Genomic DNA, 18,140 nt, shown 5'->3' on the forward strand with positions numbered 1-18,140 from the left:
AGCGTTCAAGGTGATTGATCAGCGGATATTGAGCAGGGTCTTCAAGGTGTTTCGCGGGCCGTTGATCGACGAGTTGCTGTATTCGAACCAGCCCTGGGCTTCGACATTCAGGTCAAATACATAGATGTAGCCCATCAGCGTGCCCGCCCCGCTGCAGGCCTCGCTGACGCTACCGACCTGGCACACGGGCGTACGTTGCCCGTTCAGTTCGGCACCATTGAAGCGGCCCATCGGGTTGTTGCCCAGGCCGACTTCCATCACCGACACTTTGGTGGGCCCACGGTGCGTGCACATCTGGGTGCTTTGCGCGCGTTCCGGGATGGTTTCCGTGCAGCGCGCCGATTCGACCTTGAACACGCGCACCTCGCTCAAGGGCGGTGCAGTCGCGCCCCACACCGGTGCCGCGCCCAACCACAGGCCGAGACAAGGGATCAGGGCTAGACTCCACGCGTTGGCTTTTTTCATGCTGTCGATGACCCGGTACTGAACGTTGCCGCAGTATGCCTCAAGGCCATGCGCCACACAGCCTCGGCTGCTGGTATGATGCGCCGCTTTTTCCGATCCTCTCTGGAACCACAGGCGCTTGGCGCAGTTTGTGCTTTGACTTAGAGGTCAACAAATAACGACGCAACATAGCGTCACAGGGAGCAGGCATGCTGGAAAAGCTGTTTCAACTCAAGGCACACAACACCAACGTGCGCACCGAAATCCTCGCGGGCATCACGACATTCCTGGCCATGGCCTACATCCTGTTCGTGAACCCGAGCATCCTCGGCGAGACCGGCATGGACAAGGGCGCGGTGTTCGTCGCGACGTGCCTGGCGGCGGCCATCGGTTCGACCGTGATGGGCCTGATCGCCAACTACCCGATCGCACTGGCGCCGGGCATGGGCCTCAACGCCTTCTTTACCTACACCGTGGTTCTGCACATGGGCCATACATGGCAGGTTGCGCTGGGGGCGGTGTTCATTTCGGCGGTGCTGTTCTTCCTGCTGTCGATCTTCCGTATCCGTGAGTGGATCATCAACAGCATTCCCCTGCCCCTGCGTTCGGCGATTGCCGCCGGTATCGGCCTGTTCCTGGCGCTGATCGCCCTGCACAACGCCGGGATCGTGGTCGGCAACCCGAACACCCTGGTGGGCTTGGGCGACCTGACCAAACCGGCGCCTATCCTGGCTATCCTGGGCTTCATGCTGATCGTTGCGCTGGAAGCCCTGGCCGTGCGCGGTGCCGTGCTGATCGGCATCCTGGCGGTGACCATCGTCTCCATCCTGCTGGGTGTCACCGAGTTCGGTGGCGTGATGTCGATGCCGCCGTCCCTGGCTCCGACTTTCCTGCAGCTGGATATCAAGGGCGCGCTGGACATCGGCCTGGTCAGCGTGATCTTCGCCTTCCTGTTCGTTGACCTGTTCGACAACTCCGGCACCCTGATCGGCGTGGCCAAGCGCGCCGGGCTGATGGGCAAGGACGGCCACATGCCGAAAATGGGCCGTGCGCTGATCGCCGACAGTACCGCCGCCATGGCCGGTTCGCTGCTGGGTACGTCGACCACCACCAGTTACATCGAATCCGCTGCGGGCGTGAGCGCCGGTGGCCGTACCGGCTTGACCGCCATCGTGGTGGCGATCCTGTTCCTGCTGGCGCTGTTCTTCTCGCCGCTGGCCGCCAGCGTACCGGCCTTTGCTACCGCGCCGGCGCTGCTGTTCGTCGCCGTATTGATGACCTCAGGCCTGGCCGAAATCGACTGGGATGACATTACCGTTGCAGCGCCGGTGGTGATCACCGCCCTGGCGATGCCCTTCACTTACTCCATCGCCAACGGCATTGCCTTCGGTTTCATCGCCTGGACCGCCATCAAGCTGCTTTCGGGCCGCTACCGTGAGCTCAACCCGGCACTGGTGATTCTGTCGATTCTGTTCGTGATCAAGCTGGGCTGGTTCAACGCATGACTTTTGACGCCGCACGCTACACCGCTCAACTGCAAGACAAGGTCACGCGCTTGCGTGACCTGCTGGCACCGTTCGACGCACCCGAGCCGCAGGTTTTCGAGTCGCCATTGCAGAACTTCCGCCTGCGGGCGGAGTTCCGCCTGTGGCGCGAAGGCGGTGAACGCCACTACGCGATGTTTTCCCAGGACGACAAGCGCACGCCGATCCTGATTGAAGAATTCCCCATCGCAAGCACTCGCATCAACCAACTGATGCCCCAGCTCAAGGCCGCCTGGCAAGCCAGCGCCGCCCTGAGCCACAAGCTGTTCCAGGTGGAGTTCCTCACCACCCTGGCCGGCGACGCGATGATCACCCTGTGTTATCACCGCCCGCTGGACGAGCACTGGCACACCGCGGCGAATAAGCTGGCGGCTGATTTGAATGTCAGCATCATCGGCCGCTCCAAGGGCAAGCGCGATGTGATCGGCCACGATTACGTGGTGGAAAAACTCGACGTCGGCGGCCGCACCTTCAGCTACCGCCAACCCGAAGGCGCGTTCACCCAGCCCAACGGCACGGTGAACCAGAAGATGCTCAACTGGGCATACGAAGCCTTGGGCGATCGCCCGGATGACTTGCTGGAGTTGTATTGCGGCAACGGCAACTTCACCCTGCCGCTGGCCACCCGTGTGCGTAAAGTGCTGGCCACCGAGATCAGCAAGACCTCGGTGAACGCGGCCCTGAGCAACCTCGATGAAAACGCGGTGGATAACGTCACCCTGGTGCGCCTCTCCGCCGAAGAGCTCACCGAAGCGCTGAATGAAGTGCGCCCGTTCCGCCGCCTGCACGGCATCGACCTGAAGAGCTACGAATTCGGTAGCGTGTTCGTCGACCCGCCCCGCGCCGGCATGGACCCGGACACCTGCGAACTGACCCGGCGCTTCGACAACATCCTGTACATCTCCTGCAACCCGGAGACGCTGGCGGCGAACATTGCGCAACTGCATGACACCCACCGCATTACCCAGTGTGCGATGTTTGACCAGTTCCCGTGGACGCACCATATGGAATCCGGGGTGTTATTGACCAGGCGGTAATTCAACGTCCTCAGGTTCCTTCTTGCGTGGCCGGCCGCCCTTCTTGCCATTGGCGCGGGCGGCGGCGGATTTGGCGGCGCTGCTCTTGCGACCGTTGCGTGAGGCTACCAGGCTGGTGGCCAGGTCCATCAGCGGCTGGCTTGTGGCGATCAGGCCCGTGATCGAAACATCCAAGTCCTGAGCCTCACAACTAATGGCCTTGCCACCGAAACTGACTTCCAACTGCTGGAAATCTTCCTCTGAAAACCCTTCGAACTCCGGCAGGCCGGCCACCGGCAACATGACGCGGCTGCCGTCGCTGAAGCCGATGGAGATGCAATCGTTTTCGTAACGCACATTGCTGGCGTTGGCGTACAGGCGCTTTAGCCTGCGGCCACGGGCGATTGCCTTGTCGACGTCGGCGTCAGTGAGAGGTACATAAGGTATGACTTTGGCTTTTACGATTTTCATAAATTAATCCCCACGCAATCTGGCGCTCTTACCAGATTCAAAATAGTCCGTTGCGCTACAGCGTCGTGCCAGGCGCTTGCGATGACGTAGACACCAGGTCGAATGACTAACCCTGGAACCAACTCACTGGTGTTCCAGTTCCAGGAATGGTTCTCCAGGCAAACCGTTTGCAGTTTTTCCCACCAAATCCTGCGTGCCCGTGCCAGATAATGTCGCTGCATGATTACCTCGCGTATTTCCTTCAGAACCGCAGTGGGTGGCCGCCTCCGTTCAGGCTCTACATCCCACAACTCAACGTCCCCATCCAAAAAACTGAAACGAAACCGCGCATCCCACCCCTTGCCCCTGACATGCACATGAGGCGGGCAATGCTCGTCCCTGATAAACACTGAGATGACATACCCCTTGTAAGCACCTACCCTCATCGTAACCCATCCGTTAGGTTATTTTCCGCCAGGTAACAATTTCCCCCTGCCACCCGACAACCGGCTCCATGATCTCGAAGCTGTTTCACAGATTAGTAACGACAAAAAACCCGGCGAATGCCGGGTTGTAACCACTCATGCCGACGGCTGGAAATACCCCGCCAACGCCCGCAAGTCCTGCTCACTCAGCAACCCCGCGTAATACTTCAACTGAATCCTGGCCAGCAGATACGCATGCCGCGCATTCGCCAGGTCGCGGCGGGCGGTGAACAGTTGTTGCTCGGCGTCGAGCACGTCGAGGTTGACCCGCTCACCGCCGCTGACGCTCTTTTTGGTCGCAGTGACCAGCGCGGTGGCGGAGCTGACGGCCATCTCGTAGGCGCGCACTTTCGCCGCGCCGCTGGTGTTGAGGTTGAATTGCTTGCGCAGCTCCACCAGCGTCGCCGAGGTGTGTGCGTCCAGCTCGTATTGGGCCTGGGACAGTTGATTGGCCGCCTGGCGCGTGGAAGCCGAAACCGATCCACCGGCAAACAAGGGCAGGCTGACCTGGAGGCCGACGCTGTGGGTGTCGTACTTCTGGTTGTAGCTGCTTTCTGAATCGGAGCTGGTCTGACGGCTGCTGGCGTACAGGCTGACCTTGGGCAAGTGGCCGGCGCGTTTACGCTCCACTTCGTAAGAGGCCACGTCCAGCGCATGGTGCTGGGACTTGAGTTCGGGGTTGTTGGCCATGGCCAGTTCGCGCCACGTCTCGAAACGGTTGGGCTCCAGGGGTGGGATGTCAAATTGGCGGGCCAGGGGTGCCAGCGCTTCGACCTGCAACGGTTGGCCCACAATCGCTTCCAGCTCGCGCAAGGCGCTGTCCTGGGCGTCCAACGCCTCGATTTCCTCTGCCTGGGCCAGGCTCAAGCGCGCCTGGGTTTCCAGCACATCGGTGCGTGTGCCTTCGCCGCCTTTGAGCAAACGATCATTGAGTTGCAGGCGTTCGGCAAACGCACGCTTCTGCGCGCGGCTCAACTCGATGCGCTCCTGGGCCAGCAGCGCCTGGCTGTAGGCGCTGAGCACGCGCACGGCCAACTCCTGGCTCTTGCTGCGAAAACGTTCATCGGCCATCAGCGCCTGGGCGGTGCTTTGGCGAAAGCGCGCGTAGGCTTCGTAATCCAGCAACGGTTGCTGCAAGGTCAGGGTCGAGGCATAGCTGCGGTAGTCACGGTCGCTGGTGACATTGCCGACGGCGGTGCTTTGGGTAACTTCGGATGCGTTGCGCGAGTTGTTATAGCTCCAGGACAGGTTCGGCAATAACGCTGCACGGCCGATCACGCGGTTCTCTTCGCCGGCTTCACGTTCCTGGATGGCTGCCTGAAAGGTCGGGTCATTGCGTAGGGCAAGGTCGTAGGCGTCGAGCAAACCCAAGGCATGCGCCGCCGGTGTAACGCTCAGGCACAGGGTAAAAAACAGCGCCTTCATTCTTCCACCAGGGCCATGTGGGTACGATCCAACAAAGGTTTGAACAGGTAGTTGAGCATCGAACGTTCACCGGTCTTGACGAAGGTTTCCACCGGCATGCCGGGGCGAATCTGCATGCCGTCCAGTTGTTGCATGCCCGCCGCACTGACCTGGGCGCGCACGGTGTAATAAGGCTCGTCGGTGCGCTCATCGACCTGGCGGTCGGCGGAGACCAGCGTCACCTCACCGGCCACCCGCGGGGTGGTGGCCTGGTTGAAGGCCGAGAACAGCAGTTCTACCGGCAAACCTGGGTGCACCTTGTCGATCATTTGCACCGGCACCCGTGCTTCCACCCACAGCGGTTCGCCCTGGGGCACGATGTCCATCAGCGCCTGGCCGGGCTTGATCACTCCGCCTTCGGTGTACACGTCCAACCCCACCACCACCCCCGAAGCCGGCGCACGCACCAGGCTGTTGGCCAGTTCGAACTCGGCCGACGCCAGCCGGTTGCGCAGGTCGTCGCTGCGGGTGCGGGTTTCGGCCAACTGGCCGCGCAGGTCTTTCTGGAAGTCTTCGCCGAGCTGGCGGATGCGCAAGCGCAGCTCCAAAACCTGGCGCTGCAACTGGCCGATGCGCCCGTAGTCTTCGGCAATCGCGCCATCAACCTGGGCGTACAGGCGCTCGCTGTCGAGCAGGCGATTGCGCGGGATATAGCCATCGCGCGCCAACTCGCGCAGGCCTTGCAGTTGCTCATTCAACGCCGCGCGTTGCTGCAGCTTGCTCGCCTGGGAATCCCGCGTGCCACGCAACTGCGCCTCGGCGCCGGCGATGGTTTCGCGCAGGCCTTGTTGCTCGGTGGCCAGCGCCTGGGCGCGGCTGGTGAACAGTTGTCGTTGCAGATTCAGGGTGTTGGTCGCCTCCGGTTCATTCAGCAATTCAGGGCCGAATGCGATGGCGGGCAAACCTTCGCTTTCCGCACTCAAGCGCGCCTCACTGGCGAGAGACGCCAGGTACTGGCTGCGCAGCGACTGCATCTGCCCGCGCAAGGGTGTTTCCTTCAAGCTCAGCAGCACCTGGCCGGCGTTGACCACCTCACCGTCACGCACCTCGATGCGCTCGACGATGCCACCGGCAGGATGCTGCACGGTCTTGCGATGGCCAGAGACCATGACCTTGCCCGACACCGCCACGCCCTTGTCCAGCGGCGCCAACGCAGCCCAGCCGATAAATCCGGCAAAGCCACCGAGCACCAGCCACCAGCCCAGGCGCGAATATTGTTTGTCATCCAGCGCCAACACCGTGTGAGGTTGGTCGCTGACCAGCACCGGTTTGCTCATGCCGGTTTTCCTTCACCGAGGCGGTAGCTCATGCTCAGGGTCGACACCGGCTTGGGCGCTGCGGCTTTCTGCGGTGCTTCCAACACCCGCGCCGTAGGACCAAAGGCCTGCAACTGGCCGTCCTTGAGGATCAGCAACTGGTCGGTCAGGCTCAGCACATTGGCTTTGTGGGTAATCAGGATCACCGTGCGGCGCTGCTGCTTAAGCTGGGTGATGGCCTGGAGCAGGGCCTGCTCACCCACTTCGTCGAGGTTGGCGTTGGGCTCGTCCAGCACGATCAACGCCGGCAGGCCGTATAGCGCACGGGCCAGGGCGACGCGTTGCTTTTGCCCACCGGACAACCCCGCACCGCCCTCCCCCAACTGCGTGTCGTAGCCTTGGGGCAGTTGCAGGATCAGTTCATGCACGCCGGCCATTTGCGCGGCAGCGAGGACTTTGTCGGCCTCCAGCTCGGCAAACCGCGCGATGTTGTCGACGATGCTGCCGGCGAACAGTTGAATGTCCTGAGGCAGGTAGCCGATGTGCGGGCCGAGTTGCTGTTTGTCCCATTGGGCGAGGTCGGCGCCGTCGAGCCGCACCTTGCCGGCCAGCGGTGCCCAGGCGCCCACCAGCACCCGCGCCAGGGTGGACTTGCCGCAGCCTGACGGGCCGATCACGCCGAGCACTTCACCCGCTGGCAGGTTGAACGCCAGGTTCACCAGCGCCGGGCGACGGCTGCCGGGGGCGCAGGCGCTGATGTGCTCGACGCTCAACTGGCCCTTGGGCACCGGCAGGCTCATGCGCGGCGGTCGCGCCGGGTTGGCCGCCAGCAACTGCGACAAGCGCTCGTAGGCCAGACGCGCCGAGCCCCATTGCTTCCAGACGCCGATCAGTTGGTCGATGGGGCTCAGCACCCGCCCCATCAGGATCGAGCCGGCAATCATCATCCCCGGCGTGATATCGCCCTGCACCGCCAGCAACGCGCCCAGGCCGAGTACCAGCGATTGCAATGCCAGGCGCACGCCCTTGGACCAGGCGGTGACGGCGGCAGTCTTTTCACTGGCCAGGTTTTGCTCGGCGAGGAACGCCTGGTGCTGGTTGAACCAACGCCCGCGCAAGGTGGCGAGCATGCCCATGGCTTCGATGCTGTCGGCATTGCGCAGGTTGGCCGTGGCCTGCTGGCTGGCGTGGATGGACAGTTGGCTGGCCTGGGCCATCGGCGCCTGGCTGACGTGGTGGTTGATCCACGCCAACGCGATCAACATCACAGCGCCGCCCAGCGCCAGCAGGCCAAGCCAGGGGTGGAACAGGAAGATCACCAGCAGGTACACCGGAAACCACGGCGCATCGAAAAACGCGAACAGCGCCTGGCCGGTGGCGAACTGGCGCAAGGTGGTCAGGTCATGCAACGCCTGGCCCGCCGCCTGGGTGCCGCCCTTGAGTTGCGCTTCGAATGCGGCGTCGTAGACCCGCTGGTTGAGGCGCATGTCCATCTGTGTGCCGAGGCGGATGACCACCTGGCTGCGCACCCACTCCAACGCGCCCATCAGGCCGAACAGGCCGAGGATCATCAACGTCAGCATGAGCAGGGTCATCTGATTACCCGAGGCCAGCACGCGGTCGTACACCTGCAGCATGTACAGCGCCGGGGCCAGCATCAGCAGGTTGATCACCGCCGAGAACAGGCCGATGTTGAAGAAGCCACCTTTATAGGCCGTGAGGGCGGCCAGGGTTTCGTTGCCGGCGTGGCGCATCTGGGAATTCTCGTGGGTTGAGCGTGCGGCGTCGCCGCGTTGACAGGCGATACGACGCTGCGCAGAATTCGGCACCGCCGTCGCCGGAAGAGTTAGAAGGCTTGGGCGAAGGCGGTGTAATGCAGCGAATGGGAGAGCGATCTTCCATTCGCTTTTTTTCATGCAGCAGCGGGTTCAGGCAGCGAGTGCCCAGTCCTGTGCCACGTCCTGCACGCCCACCAGGGCAACGTCGGTGGACACTGCGCTGGTGTGTGCCGCCAGGCCCGCCGACACTTCGTCGAACGTGCTGGCAGTGGACAGACCAAAGTCGTCGAGCAGGTTGTTGAGCACGGTTTCCAGCGCGGCGGTATTGCCCTGCATCAAACCGTAGATCACGCTCTGTACTTCGTTGCCAGCCCGGCCGGCACCCTCGGCGGCGCTCAGGTCGAGGCCGTTGAACGCGACCTTGAAGTCGCTCAGGCTGAAGTCGCTGCCATTGCCGCCGCCCAGGCCAGTGCCCAGTTGCACATTATCCAGGTCGCCCCACAGGTAGTGGTTCAGGTTGCTGCTGGCGGGCAACGATGGGTTGAACACATAGTGCAGGCCATTGCTGGTGTCGCTGTCAGCGATGAACGCGTACTCGGAGTTGTTGGCGCCGTGGGTCGAATACTGGTCGCCGCTGAGGGTGCCGTTGCTGAAGCCGCCCGTGTTACTGGTGCCGTGACCTGCCGTGTTGAACCCCACTGCCCAGGAACTCAGGTAGTCCGATACCGACAGAGAACCCAGGCCCGAATCGTAGCTAACAGAAATAGTCATCGCTAAACCTCGTTAAACAACGTTGTTGATGAGCACGCCGGTGCGGCGCGCCTTTTTTGCCCACCCATGGGCAAAATCTTTAATCAGCTGCCTGGGCACACTGATCAGAATTTGTATTCCAGCATGCCGCTCAGGGTTCGCCCGCGCGCCAGGCTGAGGTTGTTGGCGTCGCCCATGGCGACGAAATAGGCTTCATCGGTGGCGTTTTCCAACGCCAGTGCAATGTTCAGTTGATCCGTCATCCAGTAACTGGCGTACAGGTCATAGAGCGTGTACTTGGGCCACATCGCCTGATCCATCAGCTCGTAGCCCTGCTGATCGAGGTTTTCGCCGTTGCCCGAGCTGTAGCGCACACGCACACCCGTATCCAGGCGTTTTTCCAGGAAACGCGTGCCCAGGGTCAGCGAGCCGCGATCGGCAGGCATGTACGTGGCGTTACCCATGATTCGCCCGCAGCTTTCCTTGTTGTTGGCGACGTCGTCATCCAACACTTCATAGGTGGTGACCGGCCGTATGCTGATGCGCCCATCCGGCAGGGTGAAACGCTCCAGGCGAGTGGTCCTTGGCCCGGTGGTCTTGGCGCCGCCCATGTAATAGTTCTTCGAGCAGAACTCATTGCTGCCGATCATGTGGGTGTAGCTGAGGTTGGCGTACGCGCGCCCCATGTCGTAATTGAGCTGGTATTCGACCCCGCGAAAACGCGTCGGGTTGGTGTTATTGACGTAAGCCATGGTCCCGAGAAATCCACCCACCTGGGTTTCCGGCAAGCTGACGCTGGTGTTGAGGAAAGAGAAGTTTTCAATCCGGGTATCGAAGTAAGCCACCTTCATGCCGAGGCGGTCATCACTGAAGAACAACCCCTCCTTGAAGACATTCATGCCTACTTCCCAATCCCGTGATTCTTCAGGCTTGAGGTACGGGTTGGGAAACACGCGCTCTCCCGAACCACCACCGTGGGGGCGACCGGTCATGAAGGTTTCGGTCACCGCCGGTGGCCGCCAGCCCTTGCCCCACCGGGTATAGAGTTGCAGCCAGTCCACGCCCGGTTTTACCGCCAGACCGAAGGTGGGGGAAAACTGGCCTTCTTCACGGTCGACCTCGATCACTTCCGAGACACGCCTGGCGCCGACGAGGCTGCTGTAGAAACGATCACGCCGGTACAGGGTCATGCCGGTTTCGCCTTCAAGCCGATAGCGGTCATAACGCAAGCCCGCATCCAGGGTCAGCCAGCCGCCATATTCGTACTGCGCGTTGTTGAAGAGGCTGGCAATGGTGCGTTTGCCCCCCGGCGTACTGCCCTCTGCGTAAGGCAACAAGCCCTGGTTGTTGACGGCTTCAACTTTGTTGGTGCGGGGCTTGAACTCGTCCTGATACAGCTCCACCCCGTAGTTCCAGGTGACATGCCCCCGCTCGCCGAAATCAAACCGTGAGGTGTTGTCACCCTGCAGGCCCCAGGTGTCGGTCTGGAAGTGATCGGTGTAGGCGCCGACGTAGTTACCGGTACCTGGCGACGACAGGTTGGGGGCGTTGCCGCGATCCATCTGGGTGGTGACGTAATAGAGCTTGGCCTTGAGGTCGATCAGCGGGTTGTCCGGGCTGTAGCTGTAGTCCAGCGCGACGTTTTTGGCGTTGAGATTGTTTTTGCTGGTGCGTACGTAGTAGGTGCTCTGAAGGTCGTCGGCGATATAGCCCCAGGCATCGTTACTGTCGGTGTCGGTTTCCAGGTAGCTCAACTGCACGCGTTGGTCGTTGGGCAGGTTCAGGCCGAACTTGACGATCTGTGAGCGGGTCACGCTGCCGGTGTCGCCGACTTCGCTGTTCAACCAGTCGTCGAAGGCCGCAGGGGCAGATGATCTGGCGCGCAGATTGGTGCCCAGGTTGTCGTCGTTGTGCCTGCCGGCGCGGTAGTTACCGAAATGCCGCTCGCTGTAGCCCAGCAATACATCGCCGCGCTCATCACCAAAGGCGAACACGCCGCTGCCGTTGAAGTCGGTGCCGTTACCCAGCTCACCGATGCCGCTGCCGGCGCGAAGGCGGCCGCCGTAGTCCTTGCCGTCCTTGAGGAACTCACTGGCATCCAGGGTCTTGAATGACGCAATGCCACCCAGCACGGCCGCTCCGCCCTGCCCCGACTGGCTGCCTTTGTCGATCTCGATGCTGGAGATGAACTCCGGGTCGATCAGCATCGTGCCGTTGCGCTGCTGGTGGCCGTTGACGTTGAAGTTCTGGCGCATGCCGTCGATGTTCATGTTCACGCGGCCATAGTCCTGCACACCGCGAATATTCACCGACAGGCCGGGGTCGCGCTGGTTGACGGCGGTGTAGACGCCGGCGGTTTCTTCGAGCATGTCGGCGGCGTGACGGGGCGGACGTTTATCGATCATGTCGCGGCTGATCACCGCCACGGACTTTGGGGTCTGGTACACCCAGTCGCTGGCCTGGCCGTTGGTGTTGCCGGTGATGGTGGTGGTGCCCACGGTCATGGCGCCGTCGTGGTCGTCGCTGACACGGTTGAGGGTGACCTGGCGCTCGCCGGTAAAGCGATATTCCACCGGCGTGGCACCGAGCAAACGGCCAAGCCCTTCCTGCACGCTGAAGCTGCCTTTGAGCGCCGTGCTGCTCAAGCCTTGCAGGCGTGGGCTGTCGAACAGCACCTGCAAACCGGCCTGGTCGGCAAAGGCCAATACGGCACTGCCCAAGGATTGCGCCGGCACATCGAACGCCAGCACCGCCGGCTGGGCAGCGCCCACCTGAGGCTGCGCTGCATACACGGGAGCGGCTGCGGCGAACAGGCCCAAGTGGATGGCCAGGGCTAACCGGCTACCGGTGAGACGCCCCTTGGTGAGTACTGACATTTCTGGTTTCCCTGCGCTGATCGTATTTTTGTTTATGCGAATGCTTCTCACCTAGCAAGACGTACGAGGCGCAGGAAGTCAGTAAGGCTTTTTCAAAAGTTTTTGCGCTGGGGGGAGTTAAGCGGGTGGGAGCAGGCCTCCCACCGGATCATCAATAGATCAGGCTGAGGCCTGCCAGGTCCAAGCGTTGCACTTGAAGTTCCTGGGTGAGAGTACCGAGGGCGCTGTCGAGCATGTCGAGACGGAAGACGCCGCTGACTTCGCGCTCGCCCAGGTCGGCATGGGTCAACACCACCCGCCCCGGACGGTAGCGATTGAGCTGCTCAATGACCTTGGCCAGGGGCTGGCGATCAAAGATCAGCACGCCACGTCGCCAGCTGGTGGCACGGTCCACATCGAATTGATCCAGGGGCACCACACCCTCCTGGGCGTTGTAGCGTGCAGCCTGGCCCTCCTGGAGCACCCGATCGCTCGGGCCTTTTTTCGGTGAGGCGTGCAAAGAAACTTCAACGCTGTGCTGCAACACGCCCACCCATGCCCGGCGTTCGGCCTCGCGCGCCACCACAAACCGCGTGCCCAACGCCCGCGTCTGCCCGCCGGCGCTCTGCACCACGAACGGACGGGTCTCCTGACCCACCATCGGCGCCACATCAAAAATCGCCGAGCCCTGGATCAGGCTGATACGCCGCTGCACGCCGTCGTAATCCAGGCGGATGGCACTGGCGGAATCCAGCTCCACCGTGCTGCCATCGGCCAAGTGCACGGTGCGCACCTCGCCTTTTTGGGTGACATAGTCGGCCTGCATGTGCAGCCAGGCGTCCGGCCCACGCAGCCAGCCGACGCCGGCCACCACCACGACCAACGCGACCGCCGCCGCACGTTGCCAGGGCCTGCGCCGCGGGGAGCGGCGCACGGGCAGCGCTGCAGTCGCGGGGCGCTGGCGGTGAACGCTCTCGTCCTTATGCACCTCGCCCAACGCCGCCCAGGTCTGTTCGGCAAAGCGCAGCGCCGCTTCGTGGCGGCTGTCGCAGGCGATCCACTGGCACAGCTCGGCCTGCTCCTGGTCGGTCAGGGCACCGGCGTGCAGGCGCACCGCCCACTCGGCGGCCTCCTCGGTAATGCTGTGCTGTTGCTGACCCTGGCTATTCACGTGTGAATCTCGAATTTTTCGTTATATGACGCTGTGACGTCTGACCTGAGGTTTTTCCGTAATTCATTCGTCGGATGGCCCCACCTCGCCATCCTGCAAGCGCTGCATCACATACGCCAGCGCCTTGGCCAAGTGCTTTTGCACGGAACTGTCGGAGATGTCCAAATGCCGGGCAACCTGGGCGTGGGTCATGCCCTCTATACGGTTCAGACGGAAGATCTGCTGGGTGCGTTCCGGCAGCTCCGCCAACGCCTGCTTCAATGCCTGTCGCTGTTGCTGCGCCATTGCCTGAGCCTCCAACCCGGCCACTTCATCTTCAATCTCGGCCAGCGCCTCATGGGGCACGGAATCGGTCTTGCGCCGCGCCTCCTGGCGAATATGGTCGATCAGCAGATTGCTCGCCGTTCGATAGAGATAGCCCTGGGAGTTGTCGATACGCTCGCCGGCCGGTTTTTCCGCCAGGCGCAGGAAGCTCTCCTGTACCAGGTCGGCGGCCAACTGCGGGTCCCGTACCTTGCGCGCCAGATACCCACGCAGGGTATCGGCATGCTTGAGAAACAGGCCTTTGAGATCCACGTCCGACAAACCGACTCCCTGGAATGTAAAGGAAACAGGCGGGCATCTTAAGCGTTGTCGAGAATGATTTTCAATTGATATCTAATCCGATTCCAGCGTCGGACACGTCTGATTAACGGTTCGGTAATCGAACATATCCGCCGCCATCAATTGACCAAATTAACCAACCAGTACATTTTATCCCCACAACGAACAAGAACTGTGGAGATCCCCTGTATGCCGCCCATCGTGCTGGTGCTCAACGGCCCCAACCTCAACCTGCTCGGCACTCGCGAGCCCGCGACCTACGGCCATGAAACCCTGGCCGACGTGGCGGCCCTGTGCGGCCGCAGCGCCGAACAATTGGGGCTTAAAATCGAATTCCGCCAGACCAACCACGAAGGCGAACTGCTGGACTGGATCCACGGCGCCCGCGCCCGCTGCGCCGGTATCGTCATCAATCCGGCCGCCTGGACGCACACCTCGGTGGCGATTCGCGACGCCTTGGTAGCCAGTGAAGTGCCGGTGATCGAGGTGCACTTATCCAATGTGCATGCGCGCGAGGCGTTTCGGCATCACTCGTTTGTGTCGCCCATCGCCAAGGCCGTGCTCGCGGGGTTTGGCAGCCATGGCTACCACTTGGCCCTGGAACATTTCAGCCAGTTGTTGAAGGGGTCGGCCCGATGAAGCCGCGCATCCTCGCCGGGCTGATCGGCGCCGGCATCCAGGCTTCCCGCACCCCTGCCCTGCATGAGCAGGAAGGAGACGCCCAAGGCTTGCGTTACCTGTATCGCCTCATTGACCTTGAGCCCCTGCACCTGGACATCAACGCCCTGCCCGACCTGCTGGACGCTGCCGAGTTGATGCACTTCACCGGATTGAACATTACCTACCCGTGCAAGCAGGCAATCCTGCCGCTGCTCGATGATTTGTCCGACGAGGCCCGAGGCATCGGAGCGGTCAACACCGTGGTCTTCAAGGACGGCAAGCGTATCGGCCATAACACCGACTGCCTGGGGTTTGCCGAGGGTTTTCGCCGCAACCTCAGCGATGTGCCGCGCCAACGCGTGGTGCAGATGGGCGCGGGTGGCGCCGGTGCCGCAGTGGCGCATGCGCTATTGGCCGAAGGTGTCGAACACTTGAGTATTTTCGACGTGGACGCCAGCCGCGCCCGCGACCTTGTGGATAACCTCGCCCAGCGTTTCGGCGCCGGCCGCGCCCAGGTCGGCACCCACCTTGAAAACGCCATGGCCGAGGCCGATGGCCTGGTCAACACCACGCCGATGGGCATGGCCAAACTGCCCGGCACACCGGTGCCAGCGGTCCTGCTGAGAGCCGAACTGTGGGTGGCTGAAATTGTGTATTTCCCACTGGAAACCGAACTGCTGCGCGATGCCCGCGCCTTGGGCTGCCGCACCCTGGATGGCGGCAACATGGCGGTGTTCCAGGCGGTGAAGGCGTTTGAGTTATTCAGTGGTGAAGTGCCGGATGCGCAGCGAATGCTCGCGCACTTCAAGAGCATGAATACCTGAAATGTGCGAGGGGGCTTGCCCCCTCTCACATTGGGTTAGACGGTGTACTCAGGCCTGCAGGTAGCGCAACACCGATTCGCAAATCATCTCGCGATGCCGCTGTTTAACCGTCTCATCCGACAGGTCGATCTGAAAGATCTCACTGAACGTATGGCGGTTGGACACCCGGTAAAAGCTGAATGAGTTGATCAGCAAGTGCACGTCCAACGGTTCCAGCCCTTCGCGGAACAGCCCCATCTCGGCGCCCCGGCGCAACGTCACCCCCAGCCCCTCGAGGATTTTGCTGTTCATCGCCTTGATCGTGTCGGTGCGTTTCACGTACTCGGCATTGTGGATATTTTCGATGCTGACAATACGCACGAAATCAACGTTCTGATCATGGTGGTCGAAGGTGAACTCCACCAGCCGCCGGATCGCCTCACGCGGTTCCAGGGCAGTGAGGTTCATGCGCGTTTCGGTGTTGCGAATATCGCCGTAGAGCTTCTCCAGCACCTCGACGTACAACTGCTCCTTACTGCCGAAGTAGTAATAGATCATGCGTTTGGAGGTGTGGATACGCTCGGCGATGGCATCCACGCGAGCGCCGGACAGGCCCTGCTGAACAAACTCGACGATGGCTTCCTGGAGAATGTTCTCCCGGGTCTTTTCCGGGTTGTTCTTACGACTCTTGCGCGGTGCGTCTGACACCGCCGGGAGTTCGGGACTTGAGGTCATGGTGCGCTCACGGCCATTTTTATTGTGCAGGCCGCGATTATGGGCCGAGGCGTCCTACGAAGGAAGCACTTGGCCCACCGTTATAAACGCGCCTGGCGCACTGCGCCGCTGCGGGATTTGGCCATCGCCGCCAGGCGCACCGCCACGTTGGCCGCGCCGTAGCCGGCGTAGCCGTTTTTGCGTTGGATGATCTCGAAGAAAAACCGTCCTTCGAAGGGCTCGGTGTACACATGAAACAACTCACCGCCCTGGGCGTCACGGTCGTACAACACGTTGTAGTACGCCAGTTCGCTGAGGAACTCATCATCAAAATCAAAGCGTGCTGCCAGGTCATCGTAGTAGTTGAGCGGGATATCCAGCAGCGGCACCCCGGCCTCCTTGGCGCGGCGCACTTCGGCAAAAATATCCGCGCAATCGAAGGCAATGTGATGCACACCCGAGCCGCGATAGCTCGACAACGCGTGGGAAATCGCGGTGTTGCGGTTCTCGGAAATATTCAGCGGCAAGCGAATCGAGCTGCAACGGCTGCGCAGCGCACGGCTTTTCACCAGGCCGTAGGGGTCGGGCAGCACCACTTCGTCATCGGCTTCGAAATCCAGCAGGCTCTTGTAGAACAGCACCCAGCTGTCGAGGCTGTCGGCCGGCAAGGCCATGGCCATATGGTCGATGCGCAGCAAACCACCGCTCGCAGCATTGGCCGGCTGCAGATTGAAATCGGTGTCGTAGATCCCCCCCTCACCCTGATCCACCAGGTAAATCAGGCTGCCGTCCGGCGCACGTACTGCCGCCAGCTCCAGCTCGTTGGGCCCGACCAGGCCGCGATAGGGCTGGCCCTTGTAGGCCACCGCCCGTTCCAGCGCCTTGGCGCTGTCCTTGACTCGAATCGCCGTGGCGCACAACGACGGTCCATGGGCCTCGAAAAAGTTATGCGCGAAGGAATAGGGTTCGCAGTTGAGGATCAGGTTGATATCGCCCTGGCGCAGCAGACTCACGCTCTTGGAGCGGTGCTGGCCGGCCTTGACGAAACCCAGGCGTTCCAGCCAATGGGTAAGCTTGGCGCCGAGGTTTTCATCCACGGCGAACTCGAGGAACTCGATACCGTCGTACTCGCTGGCCGCTGGGGTATCAAACAGAATCTCGACAGGTTGTGCGGGCGCCTCCTGTTGCAAGCGCTCGCGGGTTTTCTCTTCCAGGTACAGCAAGGAACGCAGGCCATCTGCCGCATTCGCGCGGGTCGGCGCGGCGCGGAAGCCATCGTTGAAAATTTCCAGGGACAACGGCCCGGTGTAGCCGCTCTTGATGATCGGCGCGAGGAACCCCGCCAGGTCGAATTCGCCCTGGCCGGGGAAGCAGCGAAAATGCCGGCTCCACTCCAGCACATCCATGGCCAGGATCGGCGCGTCGGCCATTTGCACAAAGAAGATCTTGTCGCCGGGGATCTGCGCGATAGCACTCGGGTCGCCCTTGAGCGACAGCGTATGGAAACTGTCGAGCAACACCCCAAGGCTCGGGTGATCGACCTGACGCACCAGGTTCCACACCTGCTGCCAGGTATTAACATGCTTGCCCCAGGCCAACGCCTCATAACCAATGCGCAGGCCGCGACGCCCGGCGTGTTCGGCCAACAGGCTGAGGTCATCGAGCAGGATGCGTTCATCCCCGACGCAATCGGCCGAGGCATTGCTGCACACCAGCACCAGGTCGGTGCCCAGTTCCTGCATCAGGTCGAACTTGCGCTCGGCGCGCTCCAGGTTGCGCGCCAGGCGATCGCGGCGGCAACCTTCAAAGTCGCGAAAGGGCTGGAACAAGGTGATGGCAATGCCCAGGTCAGCACACATCTGCCTGACTTCCCGGGGGCTGCCGTCGTAATACAACAAGTCGTTTTCGAAAATCTCGACCCCATCGAACCCGGCGGCAGCAATGGCTTCGAGCTTTTCCGGCAGGGTACCGCTCAAGGACACGGTGGCGATGGAACGTTGCATGGACGACTCCCGGCAATTGTTGTTTGTGGCAAATTATTCGCCCCCAGACTACCCGCAGCAATTAAAATGTACGAACCGGTTAGTTTTTGGTGCGATTATCGAACACTAAGCCTCTTTGGCGAATTGACGATTTTTTAGCCACTG

At 61.7% G+C, this 18,140-nt stretch carries 16 protein-coding genes; 4 read left to right on the forward strand and 12 right to left on the reverse strand.

Annotation, left to right across the window (positions count from 1 at the left end; all coding sequences use genetic code 11):
• Positions 1-18 precede the first annotated feature (18 nt).
• Positions 19-465 carry a DUF4879 domain-containing protein gene (locus tag ACHPFG_RS27415; RefSeq protein WP_431700977.1) on the reverse strand — a complete coding sequence of 149 codons (447 nt, stop codon included), beginning with the start codon at positions 463-465 and terminating at the stop codon, positions 19-21.
• Positions 466-653: 188 nt separating this feature from the next.
• On the opposite strand from ACHPFG_RS27415, the gene ACHPFG_RS27420 reads away from it, so the two are divergent.
• Together ACHPFG_RS27420 and trmA are read left to right on the forward strand one after the other, a co-directional pair.
• Positions 654-1,949: an NCS2 family permease gene (locus ACHPFG_RS27420; protein WP_431700978.1), complete on the forward strand. Its 1,296-nt coding sequence runs from the start codon at positions 654-656 to the stop codon at positions 1,947-1,949.
• A complete protein-coding gene (gene trmA / locus ACHPFG_RS27425; RefSeq protein ID WP_145336638.1) occupies positions 1,946-3,025 on the forward strand; it encodes a tRNA (uridine(54)-C5)-methyltransferase TrmA in 1,080 nt (359 codons plus the stop codon). Before ACHPFG_RS27420 ends, trmA begins: the two co-directional genes overlap by 4 nt.
• Here the strand turns inward: trmA and ACHPFG_RS27430 are convergent.
• From ACHPFG_RS27430 to ACHPFG_RS27470, 9 genes are all read right to left on the reverse strand, one after another.
• The gene (locus ACHPFG_RS27430) at positions 3,008-3,475 is read right to left on the reverse strand and encodes a DUF2442 domain-containing protein (protein WP_145336640.1); all 468 of its coding nucleotides are present in this window, start codon (positions 3,473-3,475) and stop codon (positions 3,008-3,010) included. The genes trmA and ACHPFG_RS27430 overlap by 18 nt on opposite strands.
• Complete coding sequence (locus ACHPFG_RS27435) at positions 3,472-3,900, reverse strand: DUF4160 domain-containing protein (RefSeq protein WP_431700979.1); 429 nt, start codon at positions 3,898-3,900, stop codon at positions 3,472-3,474. The genes ACHPFG_RS27430 and ACHPFG_RS27435 overlap by 4 nt, the downstream gene beginning before the upstream one ends.
• Positions 3,901-4,035: 135 nt before the next feature.
• Entirely contained in the window at positions 4,036-5,364 is a 1,329-nt protein-coding gene (locus tag ACHPFG_RS27440) for a TolC family outer membrane protein (RefSeq protein ID WP_431700980.1), read from the reverse strand.
• A complete protein-coding gene (locus ACHPFG_RS27445) occupies positions 5,361-6,680 on the reverse strand; it encodes an HlyD family type I secretion periplasmic adaptor subunit (RefSeq protein WP_431700981.1) in 1,320 nt (439 codons plus the stop codon). The genes ACHPFG_RS27440 and ACHPFG_RS27445 overlap by 4 nt, the downstream gene beginning before the upstream one ends.
• Positions 6,677-8,413, reverse strand: coding sequence for a type I secretion system permease/ATPase (locus ACHPFG_RS27450; RefSeq protein WP_431703529.1), 1,737 nt, complete (start codon positions 8,411-8,413; stop codon positions 6,677-6,679). Before ACHPFG_RS27450 ends, ACHPFG_RS27445 begins: the two co-directional genes overlap by 4 nt.
• A 174-nt stretch (positions 8,414-8,587) precedes the next feature.
• The gene (locus tag ACHPFG_RS27455) at positions 8,588-9,208 is read right to left on the reverse strand and encodes a heme acquisition protein HasA (protein ID WP_431700982.1); all 621 of its coding nucleotides are present in this window, start codon (positions 9,206-9,208) and stop codon (positions 8,588-8,590) included.
• 104 nt (positions 9,209-9,312) lie between these two features.
• Positions 9,313-12,063 (reverse strand): TonB-dependent hemoglobin/transferrin/lactoferrin family receptor, encoded by a 2,751-nt coding sequence (locus tag ACHPFG_RS27460; protein WP_431700983.1) that lies wholly within the window; start codon positions 12,061-12,063, stop codon positions 9,313-9,315.
• Between the two features lie 151 nt (positions 12,064-12,214).
• Positions 12,215-13,213: a FecR family protein gene (locus tag ACHPFG_RS27465; protein WP_145336652.1), complete on the reverse strand. Its 999-nt coding sequence runs from the start codon at positions 13,211-13,213 to the stop codon at positions 12,215-12,217.
• 63 nt (positions 13,214-13,276) lie between these two features.
• Complete coding sequence (locus tag ACHPFG_RS27470; RefSeq protein WP_131700139.1) at positions 13,277-13,798, reverse strand: RNA polymerase sigma factor; 522 nt, start codon at positions 13,796-13,798, stop codon at positions 13,277-13,279.
• Between the two features lie 207 nt (positions 13,799-14,005).
• Here ACHPFG_RS27470 and aroQ point away from each other — a divergent pair, with 207 nt between their 5' ends.
• Both aroQ and ACHPFG_RS27480 read left to right on the forward strand, forming a co-directional pair.
• On the forward strand, positions 14,006-14,455 hold the full coding sequence (gene aroQ / locus ACHPFG_RS27475) for a type II 3-dehydroquinate dehydratase (protein WP_010206717.1): 450 nt from the start codon (positions 14,006-14,008) through the stop codon (positions 14,453-14,455).
• Positions 14,452-15,300 (forward strand): shikimate dehydrogenase, encoded by an 849-nt coding sequence (locus tag ACHPFG_RS27480; RefSeq protein WP_431700984.1) that lies wholly within the window; start codon positions 14,452-14,454, stop codon positions 15,298-15,300. Before aroQ ends, ACHPFG_RS27480 begins: the two co-directional genes overlap by 4 nt.
• Before the next feature lie 48 nt (positions 15,301-15,348).
• Here the strand turns inward: ACHPFG_RS27480 and ACHPFG_RS27485 are convergent, their stop codons facing one another.
• Both ACHPFG_RS27485 and quiC read right to left on the reverse strand, forming a co-directional pair.
• Positions 15,349-16,014, reverse strand: a complete 666-nt coding sequence (locus ACHPFG_RS27485) for a TetR/AcrR family transcriptional regulator (protein WP_281113639.1) — start codon at positions 16,012-16,014, stop codon at positions 15,349-15,351.
• Positions 16,015-16,094: 80 nt separating this feature from the next.
• The gene (quiC, locus tag ACHPFG_RS27490; RefSeq protein WP_431700985.1) at positions 16,095-17,996 is read right to left on the reverse strand and encodes a 3-dehydroshikimate dehydratase QuiC; all 1,902 of its coding nucleotides are present in this window, start codon (positions 17,994-17,996) and stop codon (positions 16,095-16,097) included.
• Positions 17,997-18,140 lie beyond the last annotated feature (144 nt).

Source organism: Pseudomonas sp. BR20 (assembly GCF_050780135.1).
Taxonomy (GTDB): domain Bacteria; phylum Pseudomonadota; class Gammaproteobacteria; order Pseudomonadales; family Pseudomonadaceae; genus Aquipseudomonas.